The following is a 12,127-nucleotide window of genomic DNA, read 5'->3' on the forward strand; positions in this document are numbered from 1 at the left end:
CTTAAATTGCAACACTAAATACGAAGAATCTTTACGAATGATACAACAACAGCCATATAAGCCAAAATATAAAGTACGCATAGTTACTGCAGCATCTCTTTTTGATGGTCATGATGCTTCCATTAATATAATGAGGCGGATTATTCAGGCTACAGGAGTTGAGGTGATTCATTTAGGGCATGATAGAAGTGTAGAGGAGGTGGTAACTACTGCTATTCAGGAAGATGTGAATGCTATTTGTCTAACTTCATATCAAGGTGGTCATAATGAGTATTTTAAATATATGTTTGATCTTCTAAAAGAGAAAGGTGCTGAGCATATCAAAATATTTGGCGGCGGCGGCGGTGTAATTTTACCTTCAGAAATTAAGGGTTTAATGGACTATGGCATTGCCCGAATTTATTCGCCAGACGATGGTAGAGAAATGGGTTTGCAAGGTATGATTAATGACTTGGTAAAACAATCTGATTTTGCTATCGGAAATGAATTAGATGTTAATGTTGAAAGTCTAAATAAGAAAGACTCAAAATCTATTGCTAGAGTCATCTCTTCGGCGGAGAATTTTCCTGAAGTAGCTAAAGATGCTTTAGTTGAAATTCATAAAAAGAATGCGGAGTCTCAAACAGCGGTATTGGGAATTACAGGTACCGGTGGAGCAGGAAAATCAAGTTTGGTCGATGAATTGGTGAGACGTTTTTTGATTGATTTTCCAAATAAAACTATCGGAATTATATCGGTAGATCCTTCAAAACGAAAAACAGGAGGTGCCTTGTTGGGAGATAGAATTAGAATGAATGCCATTAATTCACCCCGAGTATATATGCGAAGCTTGGCTACCCGTCAGTCAAATTTGGCTTTATCAAAGCATGTAAATGAGGCGGTAGAGGTTTTAAAAGCTGCTGAGTACGATTTGATTATTTTAGAAACCTCAGGTATTGGTCAATCCGACACAGAAATTATTGAACATTCTGATGTGTCACTTTATGTAATGACTCCAGAATTTGGTGCGGCGACTCAGTTGGAAAAAATCGATATGCTCGATTTTGCAGATTTGGTAGCTATTAATAAGTTTGATAAAAGAGGAGCACTTGATGCGTTGAGGGATGTGAAAAAGCAATATATGCGTAATAATAATTTGTGGGATATATCGCAAGATGAATTACCCGTATTCGGTACAATAGCGTCGCAGTTTAATGATCCAGGAATGAATACGCTTTATAAAGCGGTAATGAGCAAATTGGTTGAGAAGGCGGGTTCAGATTTACATTCTAATTATATCATTTCTAGTGAAATGAGTGAGAAAATATTTGTAATACCACCTTCTAGAACACGTTATCTTTCTGAGATTTCAGAGAATAATAGGACATACGATAAGAAAGCAAATAGTCAATCTGAGATAGCACAAAGACTATATGGAATTTATAAAACCATTTGTTCTGTTGCTAATATTTCTTTAGAAAATGAAGCTACTTTTTTAAGTGCGCACGGTCTTATTCAAAATGAAATTATCAAAAAGCTAGATGGGAAAGCGCATGAATTAATTAATCTACTTTTTGCAGAATTTGACAAAGTAAAAATGGACTTAGATGCCTATAATTGGGAAATTATTATTGGTTGGAATAAAATTGTAAATAAATATAAGAACCCTATTTATACTTTTAAGGTTCGTGATAAAGAAATTAAGATTGAAACACAAACCACATCTTTATCGCATACTCAAATACCAAAAGTAGCTTTACCTAAGTACCAGGCTTGGGGAGATATTTTAAAATGGAGTTTACAGGAAAATATTCCAGGTGAATTCCCGTATACTTCTGGATTATATCCTTTTAAAAGAACAGGTGAAGATCCGGCGCGCATGTTTGCTGGAGAAGGTGGACCAGAGCGGACCAATAAACGTTTTCATTATGTAAGTGCTGGTTTGCCAGCAAAACGCTTATCTACAGCTTTTGATAGTGTGACGCTTTATGGGAATGATCCAGACTACAGGCCAGATATTTATGGTAAAATAGGAAATGCAGGTGTTTCTATTTGTTGTTTAGATGATGCTAAAAAATTGTATTCTGGTTTTGATTTAGCTAATCCAATAACATCGGTAAGTATGACTATTAATGGTCCTGCACCAATGCTCTTAGGGTTTTTTATGAATGCTGCTATCGATCAACAATGTGAAATATATATAAAAGAAAACGGTCTAGAGAAAGAGGTTGAAGCCCAAATCGCAAAGCTTTATAAAGGTAAAGATCGCCCTAAGTATAATGGCGATTTACCAGATGGGAATAATGGTTTAGGCTTAATGCTTTTAGGAGTCACGGGAGATCAAGTCTTGCCAAAAACTGTATATGAAGCTATTAAAGTAAAAACGATTTCTCAAGTTAGAGGAACTGTTCAAGCTGATATTTTGAAAGAAGATCAAGCGCAAAATACCTGTATATTTTCAACTGAATTTGCTCTAAGATTAATGGGAGATGTTCAAGAGTATTTTATTGAAAATAACGTTCGTAACTTTTATTCTGTCTCTATTTCTGGATATCATATCGCCGAAGCAGGGGCTAACCCAATTACACAATTGGCGTTAACATTGTCTAATGGTTTTACATATGTAGAATACTATTTGAGTCGAGGTATGGATATTAATAAGTTTGGTCCAAACCTGTCTTTCTTTTTCTCAAATGGTATAGATCCAGAATACGCCGTTATAGGTAGGGTAGCACGTAAAATCTGGGCTAAAGCGTTAAAACATAAGTATGGTGCAAACCCTAGAGCTCAGATGCTAAAATATCATATTCAAACGTCAGGGCGTAGTTTGCATGCCCAAGAAATTGATTTTAACGATATCCGAACAACACTGCAGGCCTTATATGCTATTTACGATAATTGTAATTCGTTGCATACCAATGCTTATGATGAAGCTATTACAACGCCTACTGAAGAGTCGGTTCGTCGTGCCATGGCTATTCAGCTTATTATTAATAAAGAGCTAGGTTTGGCAAAGAACGAAAATCCTATTCAGGGGTCTTTCATTATTGAAGAATTAACAGATTTGGTAGAGGAAACCGTTTTAGTTGAATTCGATAGAATCACAGACAGAGGGGGTGTTTTAGGAGCTATGGAAACCATGTACCAACGCAGTAAAATACAAGAAGAAAGTTTGTACTATGAAACTTTGAAACATAATGGTGAATTTCCAATTATTGGTGTTAATACGTTTTTAAGCAGTAAAGGCTCTCCAACCGTATTACCTGCGGAAGTGATTAGGGCAACCGAAGATGAAAAGAAATTTCAAATTAAAACTTTGGAAAATCTTCATAAAACCTATGAAACAAAAGATTTGTTAGCTGACCTTCAGGAGAAAGCAATTAAGAATGAAAATATTTTTGAAGCTTTAATGGAGGTTTGTAAAGTGTGTTCTCTAGGGCAAATAACAAAATCATTATTTGAAGTAGGCGGACAGTATCGTAGAAATATGTAAAGCAAACTTCTATATTTCACGTCTTTTTTTAAAATATCTTCAATATTAGAGCGGTTTTATCCTGTTAATAAGCAATAATTTACAGATTATAGAGCCATATAAACCATTCAACCATAAATGCTTAGGTTTTTTAAAAATTAAGACATCTATGTGTAAATTGATGTTAGTCAAGCTAATAATTAGTATTGTTTAACCTAAAAATTTATACCTATGGAAGCAACACTTAAGTACAAGTTTAAAAGGCAGTCTAAGAATTATTTAGATTGGTTAGTAAATACCATTAAATCTGAAAAGTATTACCTAACCGAAGGGTATGTAATTAATTTTAAAGAAGCATGTTAACATTATAACGCTTCAGAAATAATAAATAACAAACCTCAAGATTAATTCGTCTTGAGGTTTTTTGCTTCCTAATCATTTCTAGACGCAACCCTTTTTTATTTTAAGTATCTTAAAGATAAATCTTAAATATTTTTTATGAAATATGCCGTTATTGCTTTAGCGCTTATACTTTTCAATTGCTCAACTAAAGAGACTAAAGAAATAGAAGAGGAGCAAAATTTATTAGGGAAGTGGAGACTTATTGAACAGCTGGTTGATCCTGGCGATGGTAGCGGAACATTTAACTCTGTTGAAAGTGAGCGAATCGTTGAGTTTTTTAGTGATGGAACCGTAATTGCGAACGGTAGTTTATGTTATATGAGCCGTGAAGTAGGAGATAATTCATTTGGAGTTTATGAAGTAACAAGTGATGATAGGGCAGATACCAACTTTGATGGAATTATAACTCCGGAAAATTGTGAATTCGGTGAGTTTGATGTTTATTTTGACCTTCCTTTAAGTGGTCACTTAATTTTGTGGTATCCTTGTATAGAAGGCTGCGGTCAAAAGTTCGTTAAGATCTAAACTCAAATTACAAAGTTAACATCCAAGAACTTTGAAGTTTTTTAAATTTCTTCAATTCAGATCTTAAAACTGGTAAAAAGTCTTTTCCGTTACTATTAGAACGTTCTAATCTGTATGAGTTTTTATAAAGTCTGTTCGTTAATTTTCTAATAGAGTCGAGGTGTTTATGCTTCCTTTCAGTATGACGCTCTAATTCAGCACTTAAAATTTCCGGTGCCAATGATACAGATTGTTGGATAATGTCTCCAGAAAAATAGATATCATTGTCTTCAGAACCATCTGGTTTTAAGCTTGATAAATCGTGATTTAGGTACACAGAAATATTTTGAGACAATGCGAAAATCTCTAAGGCTTTTTGATAAATTGGTAATTCCGATAGATTTAGTGGGGTATTAGATGACATGATCTTTTTTTCTTAGCATTTTTATCAAAATTACTCACAAGAAACGAGATTCAACTTTAGGTTTTAAAGTAAAAATGTATATTTGCTTTAAATATTGATTAATTATAGTTAAAGTTCTTTAAAATGATTATTGATAGTATTAATACGAAGATTTTAAAGTGTTTACAGTTAAATGCTAGACTTTCAAATGCTGAAATTGGAAGGCAAGTTGGAATTAGTTCTCCTGCCGTTTCAGAGCGCATCAAAAAAATGGAAGATTTAGGTATAATTGAAGGATATAAGGCTATAGTATCTCCATTTGAAATTGGGTATCAATTGAAAGCCATTATTACGTTAAGAGCGTTTATGGGGAAGTTAAAACCTTTTTTAGAAAAAGTAAAGACATATGATGAGGTTATAAACTGCTACAGAATTACAGGTGATGAAAATATTGTAATGGAAGTTGTTTTAAAAAATCAGAAGCATCTAGAGACCTTTATAGATCAGCTTATAAGTTATGGAGAATCAAAGACTCAAATTGTTTTATCGCGAGTTGTAAAACAAAAAGAAGTCATTCCAATTAAATAAGCATTAGTTTTTAATGATGAGATGTGGAACACTATCTAAGTTCCAGTCAATCACCAAGCCTCCAGCCAAAGATTGTGCAACTTCTTTGCCATATAAAAATTCACATAAATAAAGAGCAGCTTCAAAACTCTTCGCACCACCTGCAGAAGTTATATATTTTCCATCATGAACAAAGAGTACGTTTTTTCTAATGTCTAATTTTGGAAAAGAGCGCTTCATTTTATCAATATCGCTCGGAAAAGTTGTGGAGACGACATGATCTAATACACCTGCTTTTGCTAAAACAAATGCACCATCACAGTGTGAAGTAACAAAAAGCGCCTTTTGATCAACTTGTTTTACAAAATTAATCATTGTTGAATCTTCCAAGTCTGAATCTAAATGATGCTCAGCACTAGGAACAACAAGAATGTCTATTCTTGGCAAAGAATCTTTTAAATAATTAAAATCCGGCAGTATTTTTAAGCCCTCGAAAGTTGTTACACTTTGGTCTGAATTGGCAACTGTAAATACATTCATGGCTTTAATACTATCTCTAAAAATCGTATGTTGAAAAATATCATACGGTGCAGTAAACTCTGTATTAAAAGTGCCATCCATAATTAAGAATGCTACATTGTAGCGATCAGGATCAAGCTCCGGAAAAACCTTTGAGGAGTTTTCTAGGGATTGTTCTTCTATGGGTATATTCTTTATTTCATAAGCCGAATTATTTTCTTTGGAAAAGTTACAGCTAACAAATAAAGTAAGTATTAAAACAGATAAAACGTGCTTCATAACTAATTGATTCGCCATGGCGGGTTTTTTCTATTTTCTCCTGCATGAAATAATATCAACTGATTGCCATCAGGATCTTGAAGTTTTGCTTCTCTCCATAAATACGACCGGTCTTCGGGTAACGAGATAAATTTGATCCCTTTTGACTGCAGACTTGATACCCATTCATCTAAATGATCGTCTTCAAAATAGACGGTTACACCTTGCCCTTTTTGGATGTTATCAATTTTATGAATAGAAAAGGTAGCATCGCCATCCGGACATTCAAACCTTACATATCTAGGACGTGCATCTACAATTAATTTTAAGCCCAAAGTTTCATAGAACTCTGTTGATTTTTCAACATCTAAAGAAGGGATGGTGATCTGATTTAAATTCATAGTTATCTTAAACTTTCAATGTGTTTAGCGATCATTTTGGCGTGAATTCTCGAGTTTTCTATAAACCATTTATGTGTTTCTTTACCTCCACATATTACACCAGCTAAATACAATCCTTTAATGTTTGATTCCATAGTTTCCGCATTGTACTCAGGAATCGTTTTCTCATCATCAGATAAGATGATGCCACTAGCTCTTAATAAATCAAAGTTAGGAAGATAACCAATAAGGGCAATCACATAGTCATTGGGAATATTTATATCGTCATTAGGAGTTGATATGGTAACTTGATGGTCTTCAATGTATTTAATTTCAGAATTAAAGAAGGCCTTAATGCTACCTTCTTCTATGCGGTTTATAATATCGGGTCTTACCCAGTATTTAACGCGTTCACCAATCTGTTCGCTGCGAATTACCATGGTTACTCGACCTCCTTTTCTGTAAATTTCTAAAGCGGCATCTACCGCAGAGTTACTTGCTCCTATAACCACCACATCTTGTAAGGCGTAATTGTGGGCTTCCTTATAATAATGAGTTACTTTGTCTAAAGTTTCTCCAGGAACATTCAGCAACTTAGGAATATCATAAAACCCGGTACATAGAATGACTTGATCAGATAAATACGTGGATTTACTAGTTTTAATATTAAAATGCTGCTCAGTTTTATTGATAGAAATAACGGTTTCATATAAATTAATATGAAGTTGGTTTGAAGTCGTAACTCGTCTATAATATTCTAAAGCTTCATCTCTATTAGGTTTTGAATTATTGCTAATAAAAGGAATATCATCAATTTCTAGTTTTTCAGAGGTCGAAAAGAAGGTCATGTTTTTTGGGTAATTGAATAAGGAGTTTGTTAACGCTCCTTTTTCAATTACCACATAATTCCAACCTCTTTTTTTACACTCTAGAGCACAGGCAATTCCTATAGGGCCACCACCGATAATTACCACATGTTTCTTTTCGTTATTCACAGTATTGAGCTTGTCTTAATTTCTTTTTAGCATTTAAATATGCACTTAAAATAAATAATAAAAATACACAAAGCGCCGCAAGTAGCGTTATAATATACCATGTATTATCGAAGCCTAGATTGTCGATTAGTCGCATACCCGCATTATGTCCAAATATATGAGCAACAGAAAATGCAATGGAGTACAGGGCCATATATTCTCCTTGATTGCCTTTTTTAGCTCTGTCCATGGCAAATGCATTAGAAAAAGGAAAGGCAATCATTTCTCCAAAGGTCATTAAAAGCATTCCAATAATCAAAACACCAGACCAAGTCGTGAAATTCAGTATAAGAAAACTTAACCCCGTTAGGATACCTCCGAATAGCATAAGGCCAGTTTTAGTGAACGATGAGTTTTCTAACCATTTAATTAAAGGCATTTCAAAAACGAATATTAAAAATCCATTTGTGCCTAAAATTATACCAATATCAAGTTCGCTTAATTGGTGTATGTCTTTGTAATATAAGGGCATGGTTGAAAAGTACTGCAAGAATACTATGCCAAATAACACCATGGCTAATAGAAATATTAAAAAAGCTTTGTCTCCGTAAGCAGACTTTGGGTTCTCCGTTTTAATATCGTCCAAAGTTTTTGTCTTCTTTGGGTTTAATACATTAATAAGTACTAATGTGGCGGTAATACATGTTATACCGTCCACCCAAAACAAGCCACCATAGCTAATAGTTGTAATAATAAACCCGCCAATAGCTGGACCTGCCGAAAATCCCAAGTTTATAGCAAGCCTAATTAAGGTTACAGAACGCGTTTTGTTTTCAGGTTTGCTATAAGCACTAAGAGCTACAAACATGGCTGGTCGAAAACTATCTGCTACCAGCATGACCAGGAAAATACCAGCACAAAAGGATTCAAAGGTGTTTAAATATTGAAGACCAATAAATAATAAACCTGTCGAGATTAAGCTAAATACCATAACTTTATAGTAGCCTATTTTATCTGTGAGTTTTCCTCCTAACCAAGAACCAACTACTGAGCCTAAACCAAAAGCACTCATAACCCACCCAACGTCGTTTAAAGTAAAATTAAGGCTTTTGGTTAGATATAAGGATAAAAAGGGAATCACCATAGTTCCTGCTCTGTTTATTAGTGTAATTAGTGATAACCACCATACTTCTGTTGATAGGCCTTTAAAAGTGTTTAAATAGTTGTTGATTAAAGTTTTCATTAGTTCTAGTTATTCAAGTTTTTTTCACATGTTTAGTTTTAAAATAAAGGCGGCAATTGATTAAAAACAAAAAGTCCGACTTATAGTCGGACTTTCGCATATTGTATATAAAATATTTATATCACCACAATACATGACAAGCCCGACTCTTTCTCTTTAAAGAGGTCCATTGCTTTCTACAAATTGTGACGTTATAATTCATTTTTATTTCTTTTGAATGTTCAAAACTAGGTAAAATAATTGTAAGTTGTATTTTTGAAATGAATTATTTGTGTCATGAGGAGAATTAGTATCTGTTTTAGTTTATGCTTTTTAATGATTTCCTGCGGAAGTAGTTTTAAAAGTTTTTACAACAATCACAAGTCTGACCTTGGTGCTACATCATTTCAAGTACCAAAATTTATGAAAGCCGTTGTGGGTAGTATTTCTCCTGAAATAAATCAAGCCATTGGCAATATTTCAGATTTTAAGTTTATAAAATTTGAAAATGCAAATAGCTTTAAACGTCAAACGCTAATTAATGAAATGAATGCGGTAACAAAACATAAATATGTTGACGTTTTCAGAAAAAATGAAGCTGATAGAACACAGGTTATTTCAGTTAAAGAAAAAGATATTGTAGTCACGGATGTTATTATTTTTAGTAGTACCGAAAAAGTAACTACAGCATATTATTTACAAGGCCATTTTGATGCTGGTAAAATTAGATCTTTAGCAAATGAAGACGGTATTGATACTTTTACAAACACGCTTATTAAATCTTATGATAGTAATAAAGGAACATCAACAAATCAAGAAAACTAATGAAGAGAATTGTTTTACTGTGCTTATTAACTCAAGTACTTTTATGTTGTGCGCAAGAAAAAAGAGCGCTTAAAGGTGACACCGAGTTTCAAAAAGAAATTAACGCCGAATATAAAGATGCCACAACATCCCCTTTAAAAAAGAAGGATAGAAAACAGTTTGAAGGCTTAGATTTTTTTCCGTTTGATTCGTTGTATGTTGTAAAAGCAAATTTTAAACGAACACCTAACGAGGTGCCTTTTGAAATGAAAACAACAACAGATCGTCTTCCTCTATATACCAAATATGGAGAGTTGGTATTTGATTTAAAGGGAGCTCAATTTCATTTAAATGTCTATCAAAATCAAAGTTTAATTAAGAAGGAAGGCTTTAAAGATTATTTGTTTTTACCTTTTCTTGATGAAACTAATGGATTAGAAAGTTATGGTGGAGGCCGATATGTAGATGCTAGAATACCTGAAGGTGATGTTATGGTTATTGATTTTAATAAAGCCTATAACCCGTATTGCGCTTATAATGATAAGTATTCATGTCCTCTGGTGCCTCGTGAAAACTATTTAAAAATTAGGATTGAAGCAGGGGTGAAGGTTTTTAAGAAGCATTAAATACCTTTATTAACAGATAGATATGCCTAAAGCGCTTAACTGTTAATCATTTTTTTAATCAGAATAATTTGTCCGAAATGATAGTAGCTATGCTCAATTATTGCTTCTATGTTTCTTAGGTAACTTCCGTATTGCTCCTTTTCAAAAGTTTTGTGTAAGTCTGCTTCACTCATATTAGAAATCATTACTATGAATTTTTCAGAATTGTTACAGAATTTATGAACCAAATCAATCCAATCTAGTTCGGAGTTAATAGGTGGTGCATCAAAACTGTATTTATCTTTAATCACGAGTTTGCCCCCTTCAAGCACATTTAACACGCCTGAAATATAATAATCTAAATGAAAAACCAAGTCACTTATTGTGTTTAACGAATAAATTTTTTTAGTTGCTATTCTCCAATCTAGGTTAGAAATTTGGTCTTTTATATTTGTTCCGGTAACCCACTTTCCCTCAGTGAGTATTTCTTTTAGTCTTCCTGTTAAATGTTCGGTTAATATCATTTCTTGACTTATAAAACTATTCTTTGGTTTTTAAATAGGTATAAACTCATTTCGTCTGTCGATAGGGTTAGTTTTATTTCACCAAATACATTCCTACAAAAACGGCTATAAATCCAATTATAAAACTGGCAACTGTATAAATTGCAAAATTTAAAAAATCGCCTGATTTTAAAAACACATGGTTTTCATAAGCGAACGTTGAAAAGGTGGTAAAGCCACCACAAAATCCTGTAGCCAAAAGCAAGGTGTGGTTTTGTGTAAGGGCATTGTTTTTAGCGGCAAAACCGAGTATAAATCCAATAAGTAAACTACCTAGGATATTAGAGGCAAAAGTGCCATAGGGAATACCTGTTTCTGCATTATTAAGATATTTACCAATAATAAAACGTAAAACACTTCCAAACCCACCGCCTACAAAAACTAATAAAAGTTGTTTCATATTTATTTGACGGCAATATAAATTTCTGTGATCCAGTTTGCTGGATTTGGAATACTCATAGGATCTGTTGGATATGATTCTATTGTAGGTCCTTTTTCTTCAAACTCAAAACCGTTTTTAGGAATAAATTTCATAGTGGTATCCCAAGCCTCCTTTAAGTTATTGTAATTCCCTTTTAAAGTTGTTTTTATTGCTTTAAAAGGTTTTAATTGTCCTGTTAAGATATCTGGGTTATTCGAAACGACTTTCTCAGTAGTTGGCACACAGCACGAAAACATCACTGCATTATTAGCTTCATCCCATTTATGGTAATTTACAAATGGAGGACCCGCCATTTGCAAGTTGTTATTCATGGCGTAATTACCAACTTTGGGTAGCATTTCTTGCATTTTTTGAGCTAAGTCTGATATTTTGCACGAAGTTGTATTATAAATATAAAAACCACCACCGTGCTCGGTTACTCCATCAACCTCAATGCTATATTTTTTCATATCCACTTGTACGATACTGTCTAATTTGAATAAGCCTCTATCGAAATCTGGAGATGTGTTTTCTTCAATAGAGCCAGCAAAAGTAGTGTACATTTTAGTCATAAAATCTTGTTTACCTTTCATGGCCCATGTCACATTAATACCATCATCAGTATCTTCAAAAGTCCAATTAATATCAGATTCAGATTCAAACGGTTTTATAAATACAATTTGCTGCGAAATAGATTTATGGTTTTCAACGGCAACCGTGGTCATCTTTCCTTCTCCCAGAATTTCACCATTCCAAGAATAATTCCCATCAACACCAGATGTTTTTTCCCCATAGGTTAAATCTGCATTGGGTTCTTTTTCAATCCAAGGTGAAAAGTTTGGCCAATTTTTAAAATCATTTACCTTATCAAAAAGCAGAGATTTAGGTGCTTTTATAACTCTGCTTCTAGAAAAGCTGAATTCATTGGGTTGAACAGCAATATAAATAGCCAAACCAATAACAACTATTAATAATAAGAATAATATGTACTTAAGAGTTTTCATGTTTGTTACATTCAAGAATTATATAAATCAAAGATAGTCATTTTGAAGTT

Annotated in this window: 14 protein-coding genes; 6 read left to right on the plus strand and 8 right to left on the minus strand. The window is 33.4% G+C overall.

The annotated features are described in order from the left end of the window. Nucleotides 1-37 precede the first annotated feature (37 nt). The 3 genes from Q0857_RS14120 to Q0857_RS14130 all read left to right on the plus strand — a co-directional run bounded on the left by Q0857_RS14120 (nt 38) and on the right by Q0857_RS14130 (nt 4,378). Nucleotides 38-3,472: a methylmalonyl-CoA mutase family protein gene (locus Q0857_RS14120; protein WP_298536403.1), complete on the plus strand. Its 3,435-nt coding sequence runs from the start codon at nt 38-40 to the stop codon at nt 3,470-3,472. A gap of 210 nt (nt 3,473-3,682) precedes the next feature. Beyond that, nucleotides 3,683-3,814, plus strand: a complete 132-nt coding sequence (locus Q0857_RS14125; protein ID WP_298536405.1) for a hypothetical protein — start codon at nt 3,683-3,685, stop codon at nt 3,812-3,814. A 135-nt stretch (nt 3,815-3,949) separates the two neighbouring features. Continuing rightward, nucleotides 3,950-4,378 carry a hypothetical protein gene (locus tag Q0857_RS14130; RefSeq protein WP_298536413.1) on the plus strand — a complete coding sequence of 143 codons (429 nt, stop codon included), beginning with the start codon at nt 3,950-3,952 and terminating at the stop codon, nt 4,376-4,378. A gap of 7 nt (nt 4,379-4,385) precedes the next feature. Here Q0857_RS14130 and Q0857_RS14135 read toward each other — a convergent pair whose 3' ends face one another. Further along, the gene (locus Q0857_RS14135; RefSeq protein WP_298536415.1) at nt 4,386-4,781 is read right to left on the minus strand and encodes a hypothetical protein; all 396 of its coding nucleotides are present in this window, start codon (nt 4,779-4,781) and stop codon (nt 4,386-4,388) included. 123 nt (nt 4,782-4,904) lie between these two features. Here Q0857_RS14135 and Q0857_RS14140 point away from each other — a divergent pair, with 123 nt between their 5' ends. Beyond that, a complete protein-coding gene (locus Q0857_RS14140; RefSeq protein WP_298536417.1) occupies nt 4,905-5,348 on the plus strand; it encodes an Lrp/AsnC family transcriptional regulator in 444 nt (147 codons plus the stop codon). A gap of 3 nt (nt 5,349-5,351) precedes the next feature. On the opposite strand, the gene Q0857_RS14145 is transcribed toward Q0857_RS14140, so the two are convergent. Genes Q0857_RS14145 through Q0857_RS14160 form a run of 4 tightly spaced genes read right to left on the minus strand, consistent with a single transcriptional unit; the run spans nt 5,352 to nt 8,701 of the window. Next, nucleotides 5,352-6,125, minus strand: coding sequence for a DJ-1/PfpI family protein (locus tag Q0857_RS14145; RefSeq protein ID WP_298536419.1), 774 nt, complete (start codon nt 6,123-6,125; stop codon nt 5,352-5,354). 2 nt (nt 6,126-6,127) lie between these two features. After that, entirely contained in the window at nt 6,128-6,505 is a 378-nt protein-coding gene (locus Q0857_RS14150) for a VOC family protein (RefSeq protein WP_298536421.1), read from the minus strand. A gap of 2 nt (nt 6,506-6,507) precedes the next feature. Continuing rightward, entirely contained in the window at nt 6,508-7,479 is a 972-nt protein-coding gene (locus Q0857_RS14155) for a YpdA family putative bacillithiol disulfide reductase (protein ID WP_298536424.1), read from the minus strand. After that, nucleotides 7,472-8,701: an MFS transporter gene (locus Q0857_RS14160; protein ID WP_298536426.1), complete on the minus strand. Its 1,230-nt coding sequence runs from the start codon at nt 8,699-8,701 to the stop codon at nt 7,472-7,474. The genes Q0857_RS14155 and Q0857_RS14160 overlap by 8 nt, the downstream gene beginning before the upstream one ends. A 276-nt stretch (nt 8,702-8,977) precedes the next feature. Here Q0857_RS14160 and Q0857_RS14165 point away from each other — a divergent pair, with 276 nt between their 5' ends. Both Q0857_RS14165 and Q0857_RS14170 read left to right on the plus strand, forming a co-directional pair. Next, nucleotides 8,978-9,505 carry a DUF4252 domain-containing protein gene (locus Q0857_RS14165; RefSeq protein ID WP_298536428.1) on the plus strand — a complete coding sequence of 176 codons (528 nt, stop codon included), beginning with the start codon at nt 8,978-8,980 and terminating at the stop codon, nt 9,503-9,505. Beyond that, a complete protein-coding gene (locus Q0857_RS14170) occupies nt 9,505-10,110 on the plus strand; it encodes a DUF1684 domain-containing protein (protein WP_298536430.1) in 606 nt (201 codons plus the stop codon). Before Q0857_RS14165 ends, Q0857_RS14170 begins: the two co-directional genes overlap by 1 nt. Before the next feature lie 35 nt (nt 10,111-10,145). Here Q0857_RS14170 and Q0857_RS14175 read toward each other — a convergent pair whose 3' ends face one another. The 3 genes from Q0857_RS14175 to Q0857_RS14185 form a co-directional block, all read right to left on the minus strand. Continuing rightward, a complete protein-coding gene (locus Q0857_RS14175) occupies nt 10,146-10,613 on the minus strand; it encodes a DUF1572 family protein (RefSeq protein ID WP_298536432.1) in 468 nt (155 codons plus the stop codon). Between the two features lie 73 nt (nt 10,614-10,686). Next, complete coding sequence (crcB, locus tag Q0857_RS14180) at nt 10,687-11,052, minus strand: fluoride efflux transporter CrcB (RefSeq protein WP_298536437.1); 366 nt, start codon at nt 11,050-11,052, stop codon at nt 10,687-10,689. 2 nt (nt 11,053-11,054) lie between these two features. After that, nucleotides 11,055-12,077, minus strand: coding sequence for a GyrI-like domain-containing protein (locus tag Q0857_RS14185; protein WP_298536440.1), 1,023 nt, complete (start codon nt 12,075-12,077; stop codon nt 11,055-11,057). Nucleotides 12,078-12,127: the final 50 nt, after the last annotated feature.

This window comes from uncultured Algibacter sp., from assembly GCF_947495925.1.
Classification (GTDB): domain Bacteria; phylum Bacteroidota; class Bacteroidia; order Flavobacteriales; family Flavobacteriaceae; genus Algibacter_E.